We start from the raw sequence: 22,753 nt of genomic DNA, 5'->3' as shown, positions 1-22,753 counted from the left end.
AGGTCAGCACCCGCAAGACTGCCGCACGATTAAGTCCGCGTTCACCTCCCGGCGGTCCTCGGGACGGTAGTTGGGCACGGGGGGCTCGCCCCGCCGTTCGGCCTCCAGTTGCCCATCCAGAATGCGGGTCAGCGTCTGCGCGGCCAGAACACCGATCGATTCACTGTCCTCATCCACCACCGTCAGCGGCGGATCCAGCAAGGGGGCCCAGGCAAACTCGTCAAACGCCATGAGTGCCACCTGGGTTGGGACAGCAATTTCACGTTGCTGGAGCGTGGTGAGGGCACCGTGCAGCAGGGGGTTGTTGCCGGCGATGATCGCACTGGGCAGTGCCCGCCCGGGGGTCAGGTAGCTAGACAATGCCCTGTAAGCGGAGTCGGAGTCGTTTTCTGTCTCCAGCACCTGCAGTACGGCCCCGTGCTTGGTGGCCGCGTCGCGGAGACCGCGCTCCCGTTCGGCACGCGTGGACCAGCGGCCCGGATAGGCCAGGAAAAGCCAATCCTTGTAACCGTGCTGGGCCAGATGCGCGCCCGCCTTCATGCTCGCGGCGTAGTTGTCCGTCAGGATGCTCGGCACTTCTGTGGCGTCTTCCGGCGGTGCCGAGTCAACGAAAACCACCGGGATGTCCCAGCTTTCCAGGAGCTTAACGTTCTCGATGCTCAGCGTCAGGGTCGTGATGATGCCCGCCGTACGCGACTGGATCAGGTCCTGAACGATGGCGTCCTCCACCTCGGGGGTGTACACGCCTTCCGCGGCAATATCGGCCACAACGGCATTCCGACCGGACACACGCAGAACCCGCTGAACGCCCTTCATCAGATCCAGGTAGTAGTAATTCGACGTGCTCGCCGTGATGACCGCGACCGAACTCCGAGATTTCTTGCGCAGCTCTTGCGCCGCACGGTTCGGGACGTACCCCAACTCCCTGGCGGCCTTAAGCACCAGCTTCCGGCTCGCCTCCGAGACGTCCGCGCCGTTGCTTAGAGCACGCGAAACCGTATAGGAAGACAGGCCCGTGGCTTCACTCACGTCCCGCAAGGTGGGCTTCTTCGCCATAACCGCGCCCGCTTTCTAATCGTTTAGGGAAAGGCTCCGCAAATCTCCGATCGCGTTACCTAAAGGATTAGGGTCAACCATAATGTGATTGCCCGCACACGTCAAGAACCAGCACGCACGAGAGAGCTGAGCGCAATTCGGATACCAGGATTAGCCATCACAGAACGCGCACCTTCGTGTCCCAGATGCCCGGGGATGCGGCTCTGGGCCTTTGTTCGAACCGCGAGACGAAACCAGGCTGACGGCGGCCAGATCGGTGCTCACCACATGGCCACCTCGTTGAACTGCAATAAACTCAGAAAGTGTCGGCGGATCCCATCGAGATTTGGCTCGGGGTGACCGCTGCCTTTCGACCTGCTGCAAGGCTTTCGCACCCTCGGAGCAGTCGCCGGCGGACGAGCACAGTATCGGTTGAGCTGCACCCTAAGCTGACACCTAAACGCTCCAACCCTGTTGATGTTCGTCTGACAGGCCTAGAACTCGGCCCCAAATGTAAATGTAAGGGGGTTGGACGCAGCGGTGGGTGGTCAGCCACTTGGGGTACGTGCGAGTGAGCAGTCTGGAGGGGCGCGCTCTTCGTTTGGCCCGAAAAAGTAAGGTAGCGACCACGGCCGGCCTTGCAGCGCGTGCCCGGTCTGATGTTGAGCGGGAGGCGGAGAGACCCGCTCATGATCACAAAGGCGCGGCTCTCGTCTGGTGGTTTGGTTCCCATCCCCTGCCCGGGTTCGGCAGAGCCGGGTGGAATGGCTGAGTCCTGAGCTGTTCCCTAGGCAGATTCGTTCCGGATCGATGCCCTTCGAAACAAGACCTGCCACAGGAGGCCTTCGGATTTTGCCGCAGATCCTGAGAGCGTACAGCAACTTGCGTAGAGGCAGCTTGCCTCTTTACTTCGGCCCTGTTCGCTTCCTGAATCGATGGAAATCGTCTCCCTCGGGAAGTCGTCAAAAGTGGTCGCGGTCACCCGCATGGGCCTGTCCTCCACTACCAGCGACTTAGGGTCACCGCCTCGGGACGAGGCGGTGACCCGGAAAGTTTCAGCGGAGTTGTGCAGGCTGTTCTGTGTGTTCTGTTTCCTCGGCGGTTTGGTCGGGCCTCCGGTGCTTGTCTCCGGCTGGTGCGGAGGCTGCGGCCCAGATGGATATGAGTGATGCGGCGATGAGGAACATCGCCAGGTAAGCCCATCCTCCTCCGTTGGCCTGGACGAGGAAGATCGCGATCAGCGGTGCCGTGCCGGCGATGATGGCCGAGGCGACCTGCGAGGCGAACCCGGCGCCGGAGTACCGTGTGTCGGTGCTGAACATCTCGGTGAACAGTGGCTGCTGGACGCTGACCATGGCGTCGTGGGAGATGTTGATGTAGAGGGCGACGGCGACGATGACGATAACAGGAATGCCGGTCGCCACCCCCCAGAAGAGCGGCACGGCCGCGACGACGCCGATCGCGGACCCGATCATGTACATCCGGTTCCAGCCGATGCGGTCACCGAGCATGGCAAACAGCGGGTTGGCGAGGATGCCTCCGGCAGCGGCTACGAGAGTCGCCGTCAGGATCAGCGCCCTGGAAACTCCCAGGCCTGTGGTGGCGTAGTTCAGCAGGAAGCTGGTGACGATGTAGAACCCGACGAGTTCTCCAAACCGCATGCCGAAGATCCGGACAAATGCCATCGGGTGGGCCTTCATCGCTGCCCACAGGGGCACCTTCTGTTCCGCGCCCTGCTGCTTCACTTGCTGGAATTCCGGGGATTCGGCGACCCCGCGTCGGATGAGGAAACCGGCCACGACAATGACGGCGCTGATAAGGAACGGTATCCGCCAGCCCCAGGCCAGGAACTGCTCATCGCTGGTGATAGCGTCGATGATTCCAAACGCGCCGTTGGCCAGCAGGAGACCGACCGATGCGCCCACCTGCACCACGCAACCGTAGAGACCTTTCTTGCCCCTTGGGGCGTGCTCGACTGCCATCAGGGAGGCTCCGCCCCATTCCCCGCCAACGGCAAAACCCTGGACAGCGCGAAGTGTGATGAGGAGGATCGGGGCAGCGACACCGACCGCGTCAAAGGTCGGCAGCAGCCCAATTGCGGTGCTGGCGCCTCCCATGAGGAGCATTGTGAGTACGAGCATGTTCTTCCGCCCGATGCGGTCGCCGAAATGCCCGAAGATCGCCCCGCCGATGGGGCGGCAGAAGAATCCGATGGCGAGCGTGCCGAAGGAGGCAATCGTTCCGGCAGTCGAATCGAAAGAAGGGAAAAATACCTTGTTGAAAACGAGGGCGCTGGCGATTCCGTAGAGGAAGAAGTCGTACCAGTCCATGACGGCCCCGACGCCGCTGGCCAGGGCCGCGCGCCTCTTCATGGCCGCCGCGCCCTGCGGGTGATGTGTCTTCACATGCTCTCCTTTGAGTCTTGGTAGTGCGTAACACCGTCAAAATCAGTGGGTTTCGTCGCTGGGGCCTCCGGCTCGTGCTCCTACTTATCGCATCAACACTATGAGCGGCATCACATCAGCTAGAGCGATTGTGAACAATTGTGGATACTAAAGTCAAGAGGTTTCCGGAAGATCCAGCGTTTCCATAAATCCTTCGCAAGCCTCCCCGGAGAATGCTCGGAAAAGGGTTGACAATCGAATACATGATTGTGAACAATTGGCGTACCGACTCAAGGAGGAATCGTGATCGCTGCAGTGCTCGGCCTGGGAGAGGCCGGAACCATCTACGCCAAAGGTCTCGCCGAGGCTGGTTGGGAAGTGCGCACCTTCGACCCGCAGGACGTCCCCACTCCCCCGAAGACGATCCGCGCAGCAGACATTGAGGGTGCCTTGCAGGGGGCGGGCATCGTGCTGAGCCTGACGGGAGCATCGGCGGCCTTCGGCGCAGCCCGCGCCGCATCCTCGGCCCTTGGTCCTGGGATGTTGTTCGCGGACCTGAACACCGCGGCTCCCGAGCAGAAACGCCTCATTGAGGCGATCGTCGAGCCGACCGGCGCTCAGATGGCTGATATCGCAGTACTTGCCGCCGTTCCCCGTCACGGAATCCGCACACCGCTCCTGGCAAGCGGCGCGGGCGCGCCGGGAACAGCGGCAGTGCTAGGCGCCGCCGGCGTTCCCGTGGAATTACTGCAGGGCCCCGTGGGAGCGGCAGCCGGTAGAAAGCTGTTGCGGAGCGTGTTCATGAAAGGCTTGGCGGCTCTGGCTTTGGAGGGCATGGCCGCTGCCGAAGCGGCCGGCTGCGAGGACTGGATGCGCGGACAGATCGCAGCTGAACTTGGGCCGCAGGGACATGCAGTCCTTGACCGTCTGATCGAAGGCTCCCTGCTCCACGCTGAGCGAAGGGCCCATGAAGTGCTGGCGGCACGCACGGCGCTGGAAGACTACGGTGTACCCACACATATGTGCGAAGCCACGCTAAAGTGGCTCGAAATTGCCGCCACCCAGTCGAAAGTCCGCCCGTGACACTTCCCGCAATGACCGCCAACGGATTCAATGCCGAAACCGCCTACCAGCGGCTCCGGGAACAGATCGTGGCGAGCGAACGGATGCCGAATGAGCGCCTGGTCGAGGTGGATCTGGCCAACGATTTTTCCGTGAGCCGGACGGTGGTCCGCACAGTTCTGACCAGACTCGAGCAGGAGGGCCTCGTGGTCCGTGAACCTAACCGGGGTGCCCGGGTACGGATGGTGACCGAGGCCGAGGCGGTTGAAATCCTCCAGGCGCGCTGCGCGCTGGAAACCCTCGCCGCGTTCCACGCGGCCCTTAATGCCACCCCTGAGGACATCGAAGAATTGCGGAAGATCCTGGACGAAGCGTCAGGTTTGCTCGGGAGCGGCAACCTGCTGAGCTACTCGGACTGCAATGCCAGGTTGCACGACAAGATCGTCGAGGTATCCGGGCACAAGACCGCTGGCAGCCTCATCAGGGGCCTTAGGGCGCAACTGGTCCGGTTCCAGTTCAAGACCATCCTGGTTCCCGGCCGGGACGTGCATGCTTTCGCCGAGCACTCCTCCGTAGTCGAGGCCATCGCGGACAAAGACCCAGAAAGGGCTGAACGCGCCATGAAGGCCCACATGGGCCACATCACCGAGGCCATCGCCCAGACCGACCTCGCCCGGAACCAGCGCCGCAACCCTTAGGCATTTCAAGAACCTATTACTGATGCCTCCGGCAGCAGCACCCGGGCATCCCTATGCCAACTTTTAGGAGAACCGTGGAAAACTCCCACACCCCGAACACCCAACCAGCATCTGAGATCTGCAGCGAACTCGCAGACCTTGGCGTAGCCACCGTCTACGAAGCATCCGGCCGGCAGGGCCTCATCGATATCCCCCTAACGCCCCTGATCCCGGGATCCAGAATCGCCGGCCCCGCCAGAACCGTCAGCTGCGGACAAGGAGACAACCGCACGGTCCACGAAGCCGTCGCTTCGGTGCTGCCCGGGGAAGTTCTGGTCCTGACCATGCCCGACCCGGCCCCCGTGGCCCTGATCGGGGACCTTCTCGTCACCCAAGCCAAAAAGCAGGGCGCGGCAGCGATGCTGGTGGACGCAGCGGTCCGCGACGTCGAGGAACTCCAGGCCCTCGGCCTTCCGGTCTGGACCAGATGGACCCGTGCCCGGGGGGCGACCAAGACCCAGCGCGGGGAAGTGAACGCCCCTGTCGTTATAGGCGGAACACGGATTGAACCCGGGGATCTCGTCATCCTGGACACCGACGGCGCCGTGGCGGTCGCGGAATCGCGTGTGAGCGAAGTCCTGAATGCTTCCCTGGCACGGCGTGACAAAGAAGAAGCACTCCGGCGCCGCTACGAAACCGGGGTCCTGAGCTACGACATGTACGGGATGCGACAGGAAGACCAGGCCGCAGACACTCTCCCGGCGGGAGCACGAGCATGAGCGAGCCAACCAGTCCCTCAGCGGCGTCCCCCCGGCCCGGAACAGCTGTCATCACAGGTTCCGGCCGTGGAATCGGACGCGCCATTGCACGCCGGCTCGCCCGCGACGGAATGCCGGTAGCCGTGCTCGACCTCGATCCGGCAGCGGCCAAGGAGACGGCGGACATCATCGCTTCCGAGGGCCACACCGCCCACCCCGTTGAGGCCGACATGTGCGACCCGGACCAAATCGAGGCGGCCTTCGACGAAGCCGTCCGTCAAATGGGCCCGATGGGATTGTTCGTCAACAACGCCGGTGTCCTGCGCACCGGCTCGGTTCTGGAGATGCCACTGGAGGACTGGCGCACCGTCATGACGGTCAACAGCGACGCTGCATTCCTTGGCATGCAGGCGGCAGCCCGGAGAATGGCCGCCCACGGAAATGGAGGCAACATCGTGGTTATTGCCTCCAACACCGCGCGCCAGCCACGAATGAACCACGCCGCGTACTGCGCCTCCAAAGCCGCCACGGACATGCTTGCCAAAGTATTCGCCCTGGAACTGGCCGGCCACGGGATCCGGGTGAACTCCGTGTGCCCGGGTTCGGTGGAAACCGATCTGCAGCGCGCCCAATGGGCGGCGCTGGGAACAGGCCCCGAGAGACAGATCAACGGCGACCCTGCAACGTTCCGGAGCGGCATCCCGCTGGGCCGGCTGGCCCAACCTGAAGACATCGCCGACGCCGTGTCCGTCCTCGCCTCGGACGCTACACGGTTCATCACCGGCCAATCGCTGTACGTCGACGGCGGCGCCACCATGTTCTGACTCCGGCAGCCTCGATAACAAACCACTTGCTAGGAAAGAGACGAAGATGACTTCACCCATTGAGAACTACAAGATGTACATCGACGGTGCCTGGTGTGATTCCACTAGCGGAGAAACGTTTGGCGTTGATAACCCGTTCACGGGCCAAGAATGGGCACGCGTACCGGCAGCGTCCGGCGAGGATGTCGCGCGGGCGACGCGGGCTGCAGCCGCTGCCTTCGAATCCGGCCCTTGGGCCGAATCGACCCCCGTGGACCGGGCCCGTCTGCTGCGCCGCCTCGGCCAGCTCATCGAACGCGACAAAGACCGTCTTGCACGCATCCAGGTCCAGGAAAACGGAAAAGTCATCCGGGACACCGCGAGCCAGACCGGGCTGCTGCCGGACTACTGCCACTACTACGCCGGACTGGCAGAGCAGCCCCACGGTTTCACCATCCCGGTCAGCGTTCCCCACCGACTCAACTACACCGTGCGTCAGCCCCTGGGAGTCATCGCGGCCATCACGCCATGGAATTCACCGATCATGCTTCTGCTCTGGAAGATCGGCCCTGCCCTGGCAGCCGGGAACACAGTGGTCATCAAGCCCTCCTCCCTCACCCCGGTCGCCACCCTCGCCTTCGCCGCCCTCGTAGACGAGGCAGGGTTCCCCCCGGGCGTCGTTAACGTCCTCACCGGGTCCGGCCAGGTGGGCGCGGCCCTGATAGAGCGTCCGGAAATCGCCAAAGTCGCCTTTACCGGCTCCACCTCAACGGGTCAAAAAATCGCCGCGCAGGCCGCCGCCCGCACCCTCCGAGTGTCATTGGAACTCGGCGGCAAATCGGCCAACATTATCTTCAATGACGCAGACCTGGAGAGCGCAGTCGGCGGCGCCGTCGCCGGCATTTTCGGGGGCGGGGGCCAGACCTGCCTGGCGGGTTCCCGGATCCTCGTTGAAGACGCCGTCTATGACGACTTCATGGCCGCCTTCACCGAACGGACCCGCCGGATCGTCCTGGGTGACCCGATGGACCCGGCCACGGAAATCGGTCCGATCGTCTCCGAGGCCCAGGTAAGGAACATCCTGGGTTACGTCCAGACGGGCGTGGACGAGAACGCCGTGCTGGTCAGCGGCGGAGCGCGCGCTGAGGGACCCGGGTACGGCGCCGGGCGGTTTGTCCAGCCGACCATTCTGGAGGGAGTGACCAACGACATGCGGGTCGCCCGGGAAGAGATCTTTGGCCCGGTCGCGTGCCTGTTGAGGTTCAAGGGCGAGGACCAGGCAGTCCAGATCGCCAACGATTCCGACTTCGGCCTGGCCGGAGGGGTCTGGACCCGTGAGGTCGCAACCGCCCATCGGGTCGCAGGCAGGCTGCGGGCAGGCACCGTCTGGATCAACGACTACCGGCGGACCAGCTACGCCTCACCCTATGGCGGCTACGGCCAGAGCGGCCTCGGCCGCGAAAACGGCCCGGAAGCGCTGCACGAGTACACCGAGACCAAGAGCATCTGGGTCAACGCCGGCGGGGCAATCGCGGATCCGTTCAACCCCCGCGCCTACGCCTCAAAGTAACCCAGGGCATCCTCCCCTTTTCCAGATCAAGCCTACGCAAAGACGCCAAGGAGAAAAATGAAACGTCGGATCGCCGTCATCGGTGCAGGGGCCTCGGGCCTCTGCAGCGCCAAATATCTCATTCAGGCAGGGCACGAGGTGACGGTTTACGAAGCCGGCAGCTACGTGGGCGGGCTGTGGAAATATTCCAACGACAACGGCGCCAGCATCGCCTACAAAAGCCTGCACATTAACTCGGAAAAACGGAACACCCAGTTCCACGACTTTCCGTTCGGCCCGGATGTCCAGGACTTCCCCAGCCACCACGACATGCACGAATACCTGCACGCCTACGCCGCACACTTCGGGGTGCTGGAGAACACGAAGTTCCGCTCCCGCGTCGCCTCGGTCCAGCCCGACGACGACGGCGGCGCACGGGTCTGGCGGGTCGGGCTGGAGGACGGCTCGGAAGCGGAATTCGATGCCGTGGTCGTCGCCCCCGGACACCAGTCGGTACCGAGTTTCCCGGCTTTCGCCAAAGATTTCACCGGCGAAATGATCCATGCCAACGCGTATCGCGAGCCATCCTCTTACCTGGGTAAACGCGTCCTCGTTGTCGGTTCGGGCAACAGCGGCTGCGACATCGCGTCCGATGTCTGCATGCTCGCCGAGCGCACGGTGATGGTGGCACGGTCCCCGGAACTCATCGTTCCCAAACTGTTCCTCGGCCGACCCGTCACACAGATCACCGGTCTTTTCGACCGCCCGTGGCTGCCTTCCGGAGCGCCGCAACTCGCGCGGAACCTCATCACCCGGATGGTCCACGGGCGGATGGAACAGTGGGGCTTCAAAACGCCCCCCCGCGGTGTCCGCACCCATCCGACATCCAATGCCCTGCTGATCAACCACATCGCCTACCGCCGCATCGAAGTTGCCAACGGCATCAGCTCGGTGCAGGGGAACCTGGTCAGGTTCGCCGACGGCAGCAGCGCAGAGTTCGACGCGATGGTCTGTGCCACAGGCTATGAACTCACGCTGCCGTTCCTGGAAGGCGTCGTACAGGTGGCAGACCGCGGCATCGACCTGTACAAGCAGGTGGTCGAACCCCGATGGGCAGGGCTCTACTTCGTAGGGTTTTCCAACGCTGCAGGCAGTTCGAACCTTCGCATGTTCGAACTCCAGGCCCGCCTTGTGTCACAGATCGAGTCAGGGCTCGGACAACTGCCGTCGCAAACCGAAATGGAGCAGGATATCCAGGAACGCCGCAACTACATCGCACGGCACTACCCCGGCGGTCCCCGCTACACGATGGAAATCGAAGCGGCCGAATACACCGAAACCATGAACGCCGAAATCGACGCGGCGGCCAAACGCTTAGATAAAAGTGGGCGCCCCGGCATCTCATCGGCTCCTGACCAGCAACCCTTGCAGGGTCAGAAAGTCCGGGCCTGACCGAAAGCGGAATTGCTCACTGGCCCACACCACACCCGGCAGCGGCCGGGGCAGAAAGGAACAGGCACCCAAACATGACCACTAGCCAGCTCACCCCAGAAGCCATCCACATGCACCTGCCTCTCACTGGAAAAACGGCCGTCGTCACCGGCGGAGCACGGGGCATCGGACAGGCGATCGTCAACAAACTCCGCGCTCAAGGAGCGAACGTCAACGTCGTAGACCTCACAGTGGATGAGAACGAGAACGCGCAGCCCAACGTGATCTCGTCCAGTGCAGACGTGACCGACCAGAAGGCACTCGACGCCGTGGCCCGGCGAAGCGTCGAAGAATTCGGCAGCCTGGACATCTGGATCAACTGCGCCGGCATCGCCTACCGCGCCCCCGCCGATTCCTCAGACATCGACAAAGTACGCCAGATGCTCGACATCAACACCTACGGCACCTACTTTGGCTGCCTCGCCGCCAAAAAGCACATGGGCCACGCCGGCGGCGCCGTCGTCAACATCGCCTCCATCGCCGCAACACGGCACCTCGCGAACCGGTCATGGTACGGGCTGAGCAAGGCAGGCGTCGTCTCGCTCACCCGGTCGCTGGCCACCGAATGGGGCCCTGAGGGCATCCGCGTTAACGCCGTGGCACCCGGCACGATCGCAACACCGATGACCACCTGGATCACCGACAACCCCACCGTCCTCGCAGAACACACCTCAGCGATCCCCCTGGCCCGCCTCGGAACACCCGAAGAAATCGCCGCCGCAGTCGCCTACCTCGCCGGACCGGATGCGTCCTACGTTTCAGGGCAAACACTCTTCGTCGATGGCGGATGGACAGCACGCTGATTGCACCTAGCCACACCCGCATCGCTACCGAGGACTCAGCCAACCATGCAATTGAATCCCGACACTGCCGGAACCATAGGGACAGGCCTGAGTCGTCCCGAATGCGTCCTCGCAGAACGAGACGGCACCCTCTGGGCTTCAGACAACAGAGCTACCGCCTGCCGGATCAGCCCCGACGAGACACAACAACTTTTCGGCAACGCCGGAGGGACACCGAACGGACTCGCCCTGGACCAGGATGGCACCCTCTACGTCGCCGATATTGAACGGGGACTTGTGCTCTCCCTGGATCGGAACGGCACAGAGCGGGTCGTGCTGGACCAAATCGACGGACGCCCCCTGGGCGCAGTCAACTTCCCCTACTTTGACGAGGCGGGGAACCTCTGGGTGACGGTCTCCACCACGGTCACCCCCAGATCCGCGGCCAAAGAAACCCCCGTGGCGGACGGATACATCATGCGCCTCGACCAGTCGGGGCCAATGATCATGGCAGAGGGACTGTTCTTCACGAACGAAATCAGAATCGACCCTTCCGGGCGTTACCTCTACACCGCCGAGACAACGGCCGGGCGGATCAGCCGCCAGCCTATCCAGCCCGACGGCACACTCGGCAGAAGAGAACTGTTCGGGAAGGCACCTCTCTTCCCCGGCGCCGCTGTCGACGGCGTAGCTTTCGACAGCGGCGGGAACCTGTGGGTTACGGAGTTAAGCAGAAACGCCATATTCGTACTCGACCCGTCCGGCCGGGAGCACCTCGCCTTCGAAGACCCCCGCGGGGAAATCCTCCAGGAACCCAGCAGCATCGCGTTCGGCGGCCACGATCTGAAAACCCTATACGTGGGGACGCTGGGAATGAGCCATCTCGTCTCTTTCGAAGCGCCAGTGGCAGGACACCCGCTCAGTCACTGGAACACCACCGCCTGAACCCCAATACGCCGCATTCCCGGGAGGGCGTCCCGCCAGCCCGCACCAATCCTGGAACCCCAACGTACCGGCCACCAATGGGGGCCACAGCGCTGGGTGAGCCGGTTACAGGGCGTGGCCCGGAGCCTCGATCCCATCGAAAGTGCAGCGGTCAGACGTGTCCGTTGGAGTTCCCGTGCAGTCTCCTTCGCGGCGAGGGGGTGCTCTATGCCAGCTGTTTTGGCCGCTGGGTTGGCAGCAGGTATGGGACGTAGTCGAGCCTTGCGTGGCTGAGGATCTCGGTTTCTTCGCGCAACGCCGGGATGAGCTTTTCTACTTGTTCGTCCGTCATATGCATAAGAAGACCGGCGATGGTGACGACGCCGGTAACCTGGCCAATGTCAGCGTTTACTATTGGCATTGCCAGAGAGCGGATGCCTTCCTCGTACGTCTCGACGGCGGTGGCATAGCCGTCCGAGCGAGCCTGGTGGATGTGTGCCAGGACCTGTTCGACAGTACGGGGCGCGTTGGGTCCGAAGCCTTCAGTTGGGATGCCCTGCCGAAGGACGATTTCCAGGGCTTTTTCGTCACTGAGCTGGGAGAGCCAGGCATATCCGCTGGACGCGCATGCGAGCCGAACATCATGGTGCATTGGCGGGTCGTATTTGATGTTCGATGTGGCACCTTGGGACTTCAGAACCCACATCAGGCGCCCGTCGTCGACTATGGCAAGGCGGACAAGCCCTCTGGAAAGCCTGGCGAGACGGTCTATGGATGGTTTCGCCTGGTCCACCAGGTCAATTTTGGACAGGTATGTCAGTGACTGTGAGATTTGCTTCAGGCTGAGGGCGTAGTCGCTGCCGTTGGTGCTACGCCTGACATAGCCGGCCTCGACGAGCTCTGTGACGAGTCTGTGGGTTGCGCTGTTGGGAAGCTGGAGTCGGGTCGCAATGTCGCCCAGAGCCAGGCCTTCCGGTTCGGTGGCGAGCAGTTCCAGTATTTTCAAACCCCGCAGGAGAGCAGAACTCATTTGTATCCTTGGTCTGATCGGTTCATGAACGGGTCCATGTCTTCCTCCATGGGTCGCGGGTGGCCATCCTAGAGTTGGTCCAGGAACAGTTTCAGGCTGTCGATGCTCTGCGTGACTGCCGCAGTCTCGTCTCCGTTTCCGGGTTTGAGGAAGTCTATCTCGACTGCGAGCAGGCCGTCGTAGTCAGCTCCCTGCAGGGCACGCAAGGCTCGGGGAACGTCGATCAGGCCTTCTCCGAGCGGAACGCTTGGCCAGAATCCAAAATGCCTGGGATCTCCGCGGTAGGCAGCGATGTCCTTTAAATGAACGGCCTTGGCATGGGGGGCGAGGGCCTCGATGACGGGCATGACGTCTTCGAGCATCCGGAGATTGTTCCCGGTGTCCAGGCATATGCCCAGGTAAGGGTTATCGACCGCCTGCAGGAGGTCGAGCATTTCCTCGCCGTAGAGATCCGCGTGGTTCTCCAGGGCGAGAGTCACGTTTCGCGCTGCTGCCCGTTCGGCTGCTGCTGCCAACAGGGGAACAAGTAGCCGGCGATGCTCCGCCCAGTCCTCGATCCGGGTTCGACGCCCGCCTGCGCAGATACGCATGACCGAGGAGCCAAGCGCCGCCGCGACGTCGATGTGCCGTTCAAGATCTTGCAGCGCCTCCGGATCCTGACCGGATGAGAGACCGTTGGGATGGCCCCAGGCCCAGACCAGTTCGAGGTTTGCTTCCTCAACCGACAGGCGGAGTGTATCGAGTGACTTCGCGGCGAGGTCCGGCACCATGAAGTGCTCAATGGAAATGCCCTGCACGCCGAGGTCGCGGGCAAAGTCAACGAACATGTCAATGGACCACGTGCGGTCAGGGAAGCTCTCCAATTCCGGATAAACCTCTCCGAAGTACCGGTGAAAGCAGAACGAATCTATTGCCGTTTTCATTGCGTCCCTTCATGGCCATGCCCGTGCCGAGGGCGGGTGAACACTAGCCTAGCAAGTTTTTGGAATAACATTCCAGTTTGGAATCCCCTTCCAATTGCTCTAGTGTGACTCGTGTCGCATGACGCGGCGGGAAAAACCCGGTTTTTTGGTCCAACCATTCAAGGAGGAATGACGTGACGACTACGTCCGCAGAGCCTGGGGCAGGCCATGTTACTGCCAGGCCGCGCCGCGCCGCCGTGGCAAGTTTTGTCGGCAGCGCCCTGGAGTACTACGACTTCTTTATTTACGGCACTGCAGCCGCACTGGTCTTCAACAAGATCTTCTTCACGGCCGCGGATCCAGCGACCGGAACGCTGCTTGCACTGGCGACGTTCGGCGTCGGCTACGTTGCCCGCCCGATCGGCGCGTTCTTCATGGGTCACATCGGTGACAAGTACGGTCGCAAGACAATCCTGATCTTCACGCTGACCCTCATGGGCGCGGCGACATTCCTCGTCGGATGTCTGCCCACCTACGGCCAGATCGGGGTCTGGGCCCCGATCCTTCTCGTTGTCCTGCGCCTGCTGCAGGGTTTCTCTGCCTCAGGTGAACAAGCCGGCGCGAATTCTCTGACACTTGAGCACGCACCGCAGCACCGCAGGTCGTTTTTCACCAGCTTCACGCTCAGCGGCACCCAGGCCGGGCTCATTCTGGCCAGTGCCGTGTGGATCCCCGTCAGCGCCCTGCCACAGGACCAGCTCCTGACTTGGGGATGGCGCATCCCCTTCTACCTTGGCCTCGTCGTCATGATCGTCGGCTACCTTATCCGCCGTACTCTTGATGAGACCCCGGCCTTTACCGAAGAAAAAGAGCAGAACACGGTCGCCAAGATGCCGCTGGCCGAACTCTTTCGCCATAACTGGGCAGATGTGCTCAAGGTCGCCCTCAGTTCACTCGTCTCGACCGTCAGCACCGTGTTTGGCGTGTTTGCCCTGTCCTTCGCCACCAACACCGTCGGCGTCGACAGATCCGCCATGCTCTGGCTGTCCGTGACCGCCGCTGCGGTGGCTTTGGTTTCGATCACGGCATGGGCTGCCCTTGCCGACCGCATCGGGCGAAAAAAGGTCTACATCTTCGGCGTCCTGGGCAGCGGGATCCTGATGTTCCCCTATCTTGCCTCCGTCAGCAGCGGCCAGGTACCCCTGATCTTCCTGTTTGGCATCCTGATGTCCGGCATCGTCTACCACGCCCAAAACGGGGTCTTTCCAGCACTCTATGGCGAACAGTTCTCCACCCAGGTCCGCCTCTCCGGGACGGCCATCGGCACTCAGATCGGTTTCGCTATCGCCGGCTTCATGCCGTCCGTGGCGGCCGGGATTTCGTCGGCTTCCCCCGGTGGCTGGGTTCCCGCCGCCGCCCTTACCCTCACCTGCTGCGTCGTCGCCGCCTTGGCAGCCCTGGGGATGCGGGAAACCTACCGTACCCCCTTGAAGGAACTGGGCGGCGCCGGACGGCCGGAGAAACTCGACACCACAACCAAAACCGGAAGGTCAGCATGAAAATCGCAGTAATTCACGGCCCGAACCTCAACAGGCTCGGGGTCCGTCGACCAGAGAAATATGGAACCACCACTCTTCAGGACATCCAAAGTGACATTGATAAAACGGCAGCACGGCTCGGCGCCGAAGTCCTGCACTTCCAGTCAAACAGCGAAACCGAACTCATCGAGTGGATCCACGAGATGCAGGAACACACCAGCGGGATCGTCATCAACCCGGCAGGATTTAGCGCCTATTCCTACTCCCTCCTCGATGCCGTCAGGGACACGTCCCAGCCGTTCGCCGTCGTGCATATCTCCCAATGGCATGCCATGGACGGCAAGGAACGCACCGATATCTTCGCCTCAACTGCCACCACCTACATCACCGGAGCCGGGTGGCGTGGCTACTCCCTTGCCCTGGAAGCCATCTATTACAAGATCGCCGAAGCGAACTAAAAACATCCGAACTCGGACGCGAGACCAAAACAGGACGTCACCATGACAAAAACGCCACTGCGTATCGGGCTGATCGGGGCAGGCCGCATGGGCCACAGCCACGCACAATTCATCGCGGCAAACCCCGATACCGAACTCACCGCTGTCGCTGATCCGGTCAACTCAGAACTTTCTAACGCTTATGGGGCCGAACAGTTCGACAACTACGAAGCCCTGATCGCCGGGGCCAAGGTCGACGCGGTGATCATTGCGACACCGAACGAGACACATGTCAACACCGCATCCTTCGCCATCGAAGCTGGCATTCCCTGCCTCCTCGAGAAACCCGTCGGCGTGAACCTTACCGAAGTGGCCCGTCTCGCCAGCACAGTCCAGAGCACAGGAGTGCCGGTGCTGGTGGGCCACCACCGCCGGCATCACCCCCTCATCACGGCGGCCAGGAAGGCGATCCAGAGCGGCGCAATCGGTGACATCGTCGCCGTAAACGGCTTGTGGCTCACCACTAAACCAGAGTCTTACTTCGACTCCTGGCGACGTGGTCCGGGTGCCGGAGTGATGCTGATTAACTTGGTCCACGATCTGGACATCATGCGGTACCTCATCGGCGAGATATCCAGTGTTCAGGCAGTCATGAGTAACCGCATCCGTGGCTTCGAAGTCGAGGATACCGCGGGGTTGCTCCTCCAGTTCGAGGACGGCGCGATCGGCACGCTGACGGGATCGGACACGGCAGCGGCACCCTGGGGCTGGGACCAGAACTCCGGCGACGACCCGCAGTTCGCCCAGCAGCCGGACGAACCAAGTCTCCTGATCGCCGGCACCAAGGGATCCATATCGGTCCCGCAGTTGAAACTGTGGTCCTACCCCCGTCAACGGGACTGGCATTCGCCCCTGACCACTGAGTTCCTGGAAAGGCCGGTGGGCGGCGCCCTCCAGAACCAACTCACCCATTTCTGCGCAGTCGTCCGCGGAGAAGCCGAACCCATCGTCGGCGTGGCCGACGCCGGACGATCCCTCGCCGCCGTCGAGGCCGCCCACGAAGCGGCACGGATACAGAGGGCGGTGACTCCCGGCTTCGCAGGACTGGTCACACCTAAAGCTTCTGCTGCATAGCCCGAACTTTGCCGGTAGCCCTCACACGGGAGTTTCCACTCCGTGTTTCCGCTTCAGGACAGACCGGTCTGCCGAAGATCGGCTAACTCGATGGATGAGGCTGCCAACTCTTGACGTGCCAGAAAACGCTATATTGAAAAAACAATGGTTACCAGTGTCGATGTTGCAGAATTTGCGGGAGTCTCGCAGTCCACCGTCTCCCGCGTTCTGAACGACGACCCCGCCGTCCGCCCGGCCACCCGTGAAAAGGTTCTTGCTGCAGCGGCTGAGCTCGGCTACGTGGTGAACATCAGCGCCCGGAGCCTGGTCACCCGTCGTACGCGGACGGTGGGTCTGGTGGTGGCCGATACAGCAAACCTCTTCTACCCCCAGATCATCCATCTCATGAACCGGGAGCTCGCGGCCCGCAATTACCAGATGGTGATGATTCGAGAAAGCCTGGATTCCCCGGACTCACTCGCCGGCGCCGCCCTTCAGGAGCTTCCCGTCGACGGTGCCATTTTCGCCTCAGCCACTGAGGGTTCCCCGACAGTCAAGAGGTTCAAAGAACGAAGCCTTCCCATCGTCCTGTTCAACCGGGATGACCCGAGTGTTGAGGCCGAGGTGCTCCTCCCTGACGATGAATCCGGTTGCCGGCAGGTGGCTGATCACCTGGTCGGATTGGGCCACACCCGAATCGGACTCATCACCGGATCCTGGTCGACGACCAGCGGCCGGCAACGGGAAGAGTCCTTTAGATCGGCGCTGGAAGGGCACGGGCTCTCCCTGCCCGAGGACATGGTGGAACGGGGATTCCTGGACCACGACACTGGCTCCGCCCTGACCCGCAAGCTCCTCGCGGCGTCTAACCCTCCCACTGCCATTTTCTGCGGCAGCGACATGCTGGCCATAGGCGCCCTGGACGCGGCCGCCGAGCTCGGTGTCAAAGTTCCGGGCGGACTGTCAGTGGTGGGCTTTGACGACCTCGAGCCCGCGTCGTGGAAAATGATCAATCTCTCCACCGTGCATCAACCGCTAAATGACATGGCGCGTGAAGCCGTTGCCATGCTGGTCGACCACCTCGAGGGGCGGCGTGAACAACGGCCAGGACGAAGAGTCTTCCCGGTGGAACTCATCGTCCGGGGCACATCTGCGCCGCCGGCACCGTCATCACTTAGGAAGCACCTCGGCGCATAAGATACCCCGCCCGCTCTCCGCTGCGGGTGGCGTCTTGGAGGCAGGGGCAAGGCAATCCTGCGGGTCCAGGGGGCCCGGGCAGAACGACCCAAACCTGACGCAGACGCGTTATCCAGCGCGTCATGTTTTCCGAAAAGCTGGCCGCCCCTTGACGGGTGGCGGCCATCACTACACTATGGGTACGTACCCATGGGTACGTACCCATAAATCTTTTAGCTCGTATCTTCGATGGAGAAGTTGTGAAAATAGCAGTATTGCAAGGCCCTAACCTCAACCGATTGGGGAAGCGCCGTCCGGACAAGTACGGCCGGAAGACGCTCGCCGACATCACGGCGGAACTGGAGGTGCTGGCCGACAAACTTGGCGTCGAGGTCGTTCAGACCCAGTCCAATCACGAAGGCGGTCTTATCGACTGGCTGCATGAAGTCCAGGACGAGATTGACGGCATCCTCATCAACCCGGCGGGCCTCACCCCGTATGGCCGGTCCCTGTACGACTCGCTCAAGGACGCCGAGCTTCCCATCGCGATAGTGCACATGTCTGCAATTTTTCAGTTCGAGAAGCAGGCCCACCCCGACATGTACGCAGACCTGGCCTCGATTTACATCGCCGGCCTCAAGTCCGACGGATATGGGGTCGCGCTTGAGCACCTTGTCGAGTTCCTCCGAAACAAGGAGAGCTGAGAAGCCTCCGGCCCGAATGCCCTCGGCCCGCACCATACCATCCCCCTCCGTTACCCCTGCCCAATTGGAGGCAAATCCACATGACCACCACAACCAGCGGCAATGAAGCCGCAACAATCAGCCAGAAACAAATCCGGAAGGTTCTCATCGGCGCTTCCGCCGGCACGGCCCTCGAATGGTTTGATTTCGCCCTCTACGGCAGCGTGTCTGCCATCGTTTTCCCGAAGCTTTTCTTTCCCTCCCTCGACCCGGTCGCCGGTATCCTTGCCAGCTTTGCGGCATTCGGCATCGGATTGGCGGCCCGACCCCTCGGTGCAGCGTTCTTCTCCAATCTCGGCGACAGGATCGGCCGGCAACGGACAATGGTTGCAGCCATCATTGCAATGGGCGTCGCATCCCTCGCCATCGGCCTCCTGCCCGGCTACGGCACTTGGGGCCTGTTCGCGACAATCCTGCTGGTCTTCTTCCGTGTAGTACAAGGATTTGCACTCGGCGGCGAATCCAGCGCCGCGCAGATCATGGCCCTCGAATACGCCCCCTCCGGAAGGCGCGGCCTCTATGGGGGACTCGTCAACATGGGCTCACCCCTGGGCCAGGTGTTCGTGGCGCTCACACTAATCAGCCTCCAAGGCCTGGTCGGCGAGCAGGCCTTCATCGACTGGGCATGGCGGATCCCGTTCTTCATTGGCTTCATCATGGCCATTGTCGGCTACATCATCCGCCGGACGATCGACGAGACACCGGTCTTCAAACAGGCCAGAGAAGACAACCAGGTCGTCAAGACCCCGCTCTTCACCGTATTCAGGCAGTACCCCAAGCACATTCTCCGACTGACATTTTTGTGGGCAGCGAACGTGGCGTGCTCCTACGTGGTGACAACCTACTCACTGGATTACATCAAGCGCGTCTTGGGCATGACCTCCGATGTCGGTTTCACCCTGGTGCTGATCACCAACGTCGTCGGAGTCTTCGCGATCCCCTTCGGCGGCTACATGTCAGACCGGTTCGGAAGGAAACCGATCCTTTACACCGGTGCGGCCATGTGCATGATCGGTGCGGTGGCGTACTTCCCGCTCCTCAACACCAAGGTATTCGGGCTCATGCTGTTGGGCAGCATCCTGCTGCTGGGTTTCCAGTACTTCGCATTCGGCGTCCTCGCAGCACTCTTCGCGGAGCCGTTCCCGACACACGTGCGCTATTCAGGACACGCGGCCTCGTACACGTTGACCAACTTGGTTGGGGGCGCCCCGACGCCCTTCGTGGCAGCACTTCTGCTCCAGAGCACCGGAAGTACCTGGAGCATCGTCGGCCTCCTTCTTGCGGCCTACGTGGTGACGCTGCTGATGATCAGGGCGACCCCCGAGACATTCAAGATGGACTTCCATGCCAAAGAAAACGAATAGGCAAGAAGGCGGAAAGTGGCAGCAAATCTAACGCTGGGCGCCATGGCCCTTCGGCAGCGGGACCTCCAGCAATCAATTGAATACGCGCACAACGTCGGCTACACAGGCATCGGGATAAGCATCGGGGAATGCCTGGCAGCTCTGGAAGAAGGACTGGAACCGGCCGATATCCGCAAACTGCTCGACTCCAGAAACCTGGAGCTGTCCGAACTCGAGCTCATCAGGCTGGGCGGCACGAGTTTTCAGAGTCGCATGAACGACGCCCTCGTCGAACTGGTTGCAATTCTCAAACCAAACCGGGTACATGTAGCCGCCTTCGACGGGGAACCGGGCGTAATACAACAGGAACTACGCGAGCTCTGCCACCTCCTGCCGGAGACGACCGTGGCAGTCGAGTTCATGCCATACAGCAAACTCCCGGACATCGAATCGACAATGGATCTACTGGCAAGTCCCGGCTGCGAAGAGGCGACGATCGTTCTGGACGCAATACATTTCTTCAGGTCGGGAGCCTCCTTCACTGACCTCACCCCTGAAGTTCTGGAAAGGGTTTCCGTTCTCCAGCTGTCAGACCTTTCGGATGCCCGGACGGACACCCGATTCGAAAGTCGTCACCTTCGGACCTTCCCGGGGCACGGAAATCTTGACCTGCACAGTCTGCTTCACACCCTGTGCAACGGGCGAGCCACCGCGGTCCCGCCGATCACGCTCGAACCGTTCTCGGACGCGATCGACGCCCTTCCGCTGCCCTGGGTCGCCCACGAGGCCTTTCTCTCAGCCAGTCGACTGCTGCGAGAGTGCAACTGGCCGGCCCCACTACGCACTTACCAGCAGCCAGTTTAGGAGCAACCTTGCACGATATGTCACCAACCACCATCTGGCCCGACCGTTTCAAACACAAAGTCATACTCGTGACCGGGGCCGCAGGCGGCCTGGGGTCAGCAGCGCGGTCACGGCTGACCGCCGAGGGAGCCATCGTCGTAGCCGCCGACTCCCAGCCGCCGACTCCCAACGACCCCCTCATGAGGCAACTCGATGTACGGGACAGGCAGGCGTGGAAGCAGGTACTTGCTGACCTCCTGGAGGAACACGGCAGGCTTGACGGAGCACTATTCTGCCACGGCATCCAAGGTCCCGAATCGCCCGTTGAAGACATGTCGGTCGAGGGCTGGGACCTGACCTTCGACGTCAACCTCAACGGCTGCTTCCATGGACTGGCTCTCCTTCTTCCAATACTGCGCGGGCAGGGACACGGAAAGATCGCAGTACTGTCCTCCATAGCCGCTCGAGAAGGAAATCCGCACCAGGCAGCCTACTCGGCATCGAAAGCGGGACTGATCTCGCTCGTCAAAACAGCCGCCAAGGAAGTAGCCCCCTACGGCGTGACCGTAAACGCAGTGGCGCCGTCAATGTTCGAGACACCACTTATCAACGCCCTTAGCCCGGAACGAAACAAGGAACTCCTCGCCCGGGTTCCCATGGGCCGGATCGGCAAACCCGAAGAGTTTGCGTCCCTGGCCGCATGGCTCCTCTCCGACGAATCCAGCTACATGACCGGCCAGACCTTGGACCTCAGCGGCGGGCGAAACACCGCATAGCCAGGCGCTTCCCCTTCGCCAACATCGACGCCCTCAACTCAGCGGTTAAAGAGATTCTCCTGGCCGCATCATCAGGGGTAGGCGAAACGCGAACCAACCGCCCACTCCGGCATGCTCGTCCGCCGGACGGCCTGGACTGGTCGACCCGTCGCACTCCTCCCGAGGACCCGTCCTCGGTGAGCGAAAGGCCTAACCCTAGGGAAAAAGACCACGGCGAGTTCGCATTCGCAATCCAGGCGACATCCACAATCAAAACGGAGCACCTACATGAAGCACGTAAAAATCGCCCTTATGGGAGCCGGGCTCATCGGCCGCGAGCACGCACGATTCCTCAAGGCGAACCAAGAAGCAGAACTCGCCGGCATAGCAGATCCAGCACCCTCAGCCAAACAGCTCGCGGCTGAACTCAATGTGCCCCACTTCTCCGATTACGAGGACCTGCTAAGTCAGGTCAGCCTGGATGGAGCCATTGTCGCCCTCCCGAACAGCATGCACCGGGAGGCGGGCATAGCGTGCATACGCGCCGGCATCCCTACACTGATAGAAAAGCCCGTCGCTGACACTGCAGAGGCCGCCCTGGCCATTATCGAAGCGGCTGACGCGGCCGACGTTCCCGTCCTCATCGGTCACCAGCGACGCCACAGCCCGGACATTGTCCGGGCCAAGCAGCTGATTTCAGGGGGACAACTCGGACAGATTGTCACAGTCAACGGCATGTGCCAGATCAAAAAGGAAAATCAGTATTTCGAGAACCTGTGGCGCCAGCAGCCTGGGGGCGGGCCCATCCTTATCAACCTCATTCACGACATTGACACGTTGCGATATCTCATCGGAGACATCCAGAGCGTCCTCGCGGTGACGTCCAACAATGTCCGGAAATTTGCAGTTGAAGACACCGCGGCCGTGATCCTGAAGTTCGCTAACGGCTCGCTCGGAACTCTGCTGCTGAGCGACTCCGTTGCCTCACCATGGTGCTGGGACCTGAACTCAGGACAGGGCGCCTATTTCCCCCATACTCCTGCAGATGCCTACCACATCGGAGGCACAGAAGGATCGCTTGCCATTCCAAGCATGAAGCTCTACAGGCATGCCAACAGCGGAGACTGGCACGACCCTCTGATTGTCGAACAGCATGAAATAGCAGAATCTCACGCATACGCCGCCCAGCTTCAGCACTTCCTTGACATCATCAAAACCGGTGCCGAACCCCTCATCGGAGCTCGGGATGGTCTGATGACACTTGCAGCCACCTTGGGCGTGGGGCGCTCAGCCGCAGAAAACCGAGAAGTCTTCATGGATGAACTGCTGCCGATGGCGGAACCCAGCGTCTAGCCCACAGTTCGAACTGCGGTGTGCCGTCAAGAGTATGACCAGCGGACTGCCTAGC

General features: G+C 61.8%; 21 protein-coding genes. 17 read left to right on the top strand and 4 right to left on the bottom strand.

Annotated features, from left to right (window positions below; genetic code table 11):
• Positions 1–3 precede the first annotated feature (3 nt).
• Both ACFTSA_RS19720 and ACFTSA_RS19715 read right to left on the bottom strand, forming a co-directional pair.
• Positions 4–1,029 (bottom strand): LacI family DNA-binding transcriptional regulator, encoded by a 1,026-nt coding sequence (locus ACFTSA_RS19720; RefSeq protein WP_377953448.1) that lies wholly within the window; start codon positions 1,027–1,029, stop codon positions 4–6.
• Positions 1,030–2,090: 1,061 nt separating this feature from the next.
• Positions 2,091–3,440 carry an MFS transporter gene (locus ACFTSA_RS19715; protein ID WP_377922959.1) on the bottom strand — a complete coding sequence of 450 codons (1,350 nt, stop codon included), beginning with the start codon at positions 3,438–3,440 and terminating at the stop codon, positions 2,091–2,093.
• 282 nt (positions 3,441–3,722) lie between these two features.
• On the opposite strand from ACFTSA_RS19715, the gene ACFTSA_RS19710 reads away from it, so the two are divergent.
• The 8 genes from ACFTSA_RS19710 to ACFTSA_RS19675 all read left to right on the top strand — a co-directional run bounded on the left by ACFTSA_RS19710 (position 3,723) and on the right by ACFTSA_RS19675 (position 11,486).
• Positions 3,723–4,502 (top strand): DUF1932 domain-containing protein, encoded by a 780-nt coding sequence (locus tag ACFTSA_RS19710; protein WP_377953446.1) that lies wholly within the window; start codon positions 3,723–3,725, stop codon positions 4,500–4,502.
• Positions 4,499–5,179, top strand: coding sequence for a GntR family transcriptional regulator (locus tag ACFTSA_RS19705; protein WP_377953445.1), 681 nt, complete (start codon positions 4,499–4,501; stop codon positions 5,177–5,179). Before ACFTSA_RS19710 ends, ACFTSA_RS19705 begins: the two co-directional genes overlap by 4 nt.
• Before the next feature lie 74 nt (positions 5,180–5,253).
• Positions 5,254–5,937, top strand: coding sequence for a 4-carboxy-4-hydroxy-2-oxoadipate aldolase/oxaloacetate decarboxylase (locus ACFTSA_RS19700; protein ID WP_377953444.1), 684 nt, complete (start codon positions 5,254–5,256; stop codon positions 5,935–5,937).
• Positions 5,934–6,740 (top strand): SDR family NAD(P)-dependent oxidoreductase, encoded by an 807-nt coding sequence (locus ACFTSA_RS19695; RefSeq protein ID WP_377953443.1) that lies wholly within the window; start codon positions 5,934–5,936, stop codon positions 6,738–6,740. Before ACFTSA_RS19700 ends, ACFTSA_RS19695 begins: the two co-directional genes overlap by 4 nt.
• Positions 6,741–6,786: 46 nt before the next feature.
• On the top strand, positions 6,787–8,289 hold the full coding sequence (locus tag ACFTSA_RS19690) for an aldehyde dehydrogenase (protein WP_377953442.1): 1,503 nt from the start codon (positions 6,787–6,789) through the stop codon (positions 8,287–8,289).
• Between the two features lie 57 nt (positions 8,290–8,346).
• On the top strand, positions 8,347–9,720 hold the full coding sequence (locus ACFTSA_RS19685) for a flavin-containing monooxygenase (RefSeq protein ID WP_377953440.1): 1,374 nt from the start codon (positions 8,347–8,349) through the stop codon (positions 9,718–9,720).
• Positions 9,721–9,794: 74 nt separating this feature from the next.
• Positions 9,795–10,562 carry an SDR family NAD(P)-dependent oxidoreductase gene (locus ACFTSA_RS19680; protein WP_377953438.1) on the top strand — a complete coding sequence of 256 codons (768 nt, stop codon included), beginning with the start codon at positions 9,795–9,797 and terminating at the stop codon, positions 10,560–10,562.
• Between the two features lie 45 nt (positions 10,563–10,607).
• Complete coding sequence (locus ACFTSA_RS19675; RefSeq protein WP_377953436.1) at positions 10,608–11,486, top strand: SMP-30/gluconolactonase/LRE family protein; 879 nt, start codon at positions 10,608–10,610, stop codon at positions 11,484–11,486.
• A gap of 205 nt (positions 11,487–11,691) precedes the next feature.
• Here ACFTSA_RS19675 and ACFTSA_RS19670 read toward each other — a convergent pair whose 3' ends face one another.
• Together ACFTSA_RS19670 and ACFTSA_RS19665 are read right to left on the bottom strand one after the other, a co-directional pair.
• Positions 11,692–12,495, bottom strand: coding sequence for an IclR family transcriptional regulator (locus ACFTSA_RS19670; protein ID WP_377953434.1), 804 nt, complete (start codon positions 12,493–12,495; stop codon positions 11,692–11,694).
• A gap of 68 nt (positions 12,496–12,563) precedes the next feature.
• Positions 12,564–13,418 (bottom strand): sugar phosphate isomerase/epimerase family protein, encoded by an 855-nt coding sequence (locus ACFTSA_RS19665; RefSeq protein WP_377953433.1) that lies wholly within the window; start codon positions 13,416–13,418, stop codon positions 12,564–12,566.
• A 173-nt stretch (positions 13,419–13,591) separates the two neighbouring features.
• Between ACFTSA_RS19665 and ACFTSA_RS19660 the strand changes: the two genes are divergently transcribed.
• The 9 genes from ACFTSA_RS19660 to ACFTSA_RS19620 all read left to right on the top strand — a co-directional run bounded on the left by ACFTSA_RS19660 (position 13,592) and on the right by ACFTSA_RS19620 (position 22,698).
• Positions 13,592–14,956 (top strand): MFS transporter, encoded by a 1,365-nt coding sequence (locus tag ACFTSA_RS19660; RefSeq protein WP_377953432.1) that lies wholly within the window; start codon positions 13,592–13,594, stop codon positions 14,954–14,956.
• On the top strand, positions 14,953–15,393 hold the full coding sequence (locus ACFTSA_RS19655; RefSeq protein WP_377953431.1) for a type II 3-dehydroquinate dehydratase: 441 nt from the start codon (positions 14,953–14,955) through the stop codon (positions 15,391–15,393). The genes ACFTSA_RS19660 and ACFTSA_RS19655 overlap by 4 nt, the downstream gene beginning before the upstream one ends.
• Positions 15,394–15,435: 42 nt before the next feature.
• On the top strand, positions 15,436–16,506 hold the full coding sequence (locus tag ACFTSA_RS19650) for a Gfo/Idh/MocA family protein (protein ID WP_377953430.1): 1,071 nt from the start codon (positions 15,436–15,438) through the stop codon (positions 16,504–16,506).
• Between the two features lie 144 nt (positions 16,507–16,650).
• Entirely contained in the window at positions 16,651–17,682 is a 1,032-nt protein-coding gene (locus ACFTSA_RS19645) for a LacI family DNA-binding transcriptional regulator (protein WP_377953428.1), read from the top strand.
• A gap of 155 nt (positions 17,683–17,837) precedes the next feature.
• Positions 17,838–18,365: a type II 3-dehydroquinate dehydratase gene (locus ACFTSA_RS19640; protein WP_377953427.1), complete on the top strand. Its 528-nt coding sequence runs from the start codon at positions 17,838–17,840 to the stop codon at positions 18,363–18,365.
• Positions 18,366–18,445: 80 nt separating this feature from the next.
• Positions 18,446–19,768, top strand: a complete 1,323-nt coding sequence (locus ACFTSA_RS19635) for an MFS transporter (protein WP_377953425.1) — start codon at positions 18,446–18,448, stop codon at positions 19,766–19,768.
• 15 nt (positions 19,769–19,783) lie between these two features.
• Positions 19,784–20,611, top strand: a complete 828-nt coding sequence (locus ACFTSA_RS19630) for a sugar phosphate isomerase/epimerase family protein (protein ID WP_377922933.1) — start codon at positions 19,784–19,786, stop codon at positions 20,609–20,611.
• A gap of 68 nt (positions 20,612–20,679) precedes the next feature.
• Entirely contained in the window at positions 20,680–21,366 is a 687-nt protein-coding gene (locus ACFTSA_RS19625) for an SDR family NAD(P)-dependent oxidoreductase (protein ID WP_377953423.1), read from the top strand.
• A gap of 267 nt (positions 21,367–21,633) precedes the next feature.
• Positions 21,634–22,698, top strand: a complete 1,065-nt coding sequence (locus ACFTSA_RS19620; RefSeq protein ID WP_377953422.1) for a Gfo/Idh/MocA family protein — start codon at positions 21,634–21,636, stop codon at positions 22,696–22,698.
• Positions 22,699–22,753: the final 55 nt, after the last annotated feature.

The sequence above is a fragment of the Arthrobacter sp. NPDC057013 genome, from assembly GCF_042674585.1.
Classification (GTDB): domain Bacteria; phylum Actinomycetota; class Actinomycetes; order Actinomycetales; family Micrococcaceae; genus Arthrobacter.
The sequence above is the reverse complement of the archived record's forward strand: the minus strand, read 5'-3'. Positions and strand labels throughout refer to the sequence as shown.

Coding starts and splice junctions, on each gene's coding strand:
- ACFTSA_RS19695 (WP_377953443.1), top strand. CDS start 5,934: ATGAGCGAGCCAACCAGTCCCTCAGCGGCGTCCCCCCGGCCCGGAACA.
- ACFTSA_RS19690 (WP_377953442.1), top strand. CDS start 6,787: ATGACTTCACCCATTGAGAACTACAAGATGTACATCGACGGTGCCTGG.
- ACFTSA_RS19685 (WP_377953440.1), top strand. CDS start 8,347: ATGAAACGTCGGATCGCCGTCATCGGTGCAGGGGCCTCGGGCCTCTGC.
- ACFTSA_RS19680 (WP_377953438.1), top strand. CDS start 9,795: ATGACCACTAGCCAGCTCACCCCAGAAGCCATCCACATGCACCTGCCT.
- ACFTSA_RS19675 (WP_377953436.1), top strand. CDS start 10,608: ATGCAATTGAATCCCGACACTGCCGGAACCATAGGGACAGGCCTGAGT.
- ACFTSA_RS19670 (WP_377953434.1), bottom strand. CDS start 12,495: ATGAGTTCTGCTCTCCTGCGGGGTTTGAAAATACTGGAACTGCTCGCC.
- ACFTSA_RS19665 (WP_377953433.1), bottom strand. CDS start 13,418: ATGAAAACGGCAATAGATTCGTTCTGCTTTCACCGGTACTTCGGAGAG.
- ACFTSA_RS19655 (WP_377953431.1), top strand. CDS start 14,953: ATGAAAATCGCAGTAATTCACGGCCCGAACCTCAACAGGCTCGGGGTC.
- ACFTSA_RS19650 (WP_377953430.1), top strand. CDS start 15,436: ATGACAAAAACGCCACTGCGTATCGGGCTGATCGGGGCAGGCCGCATG.
- ACFTSA_RS19645 (WP_377953428.1), top strand. CDS start 16,651: ATGGTTACCAGTGTCGATGTTGCAGAATTTGCGGGAGTCTCGCAGTCC.
- ACFTSA_RS19635 (WP_377953425.1), top strand. CDS start 18,446: ATGACCACCACAACCAGCGGCAATGAAGCCGCAACAATCAGCCAGAAA.
- ACFTSA_RS19620 (WP_377953422.1), top strand. CDS start 21,634: ATGAAGCACGTAAAAATCGCCCTTATGGGAGCCGGGCTCATCGGCCGC.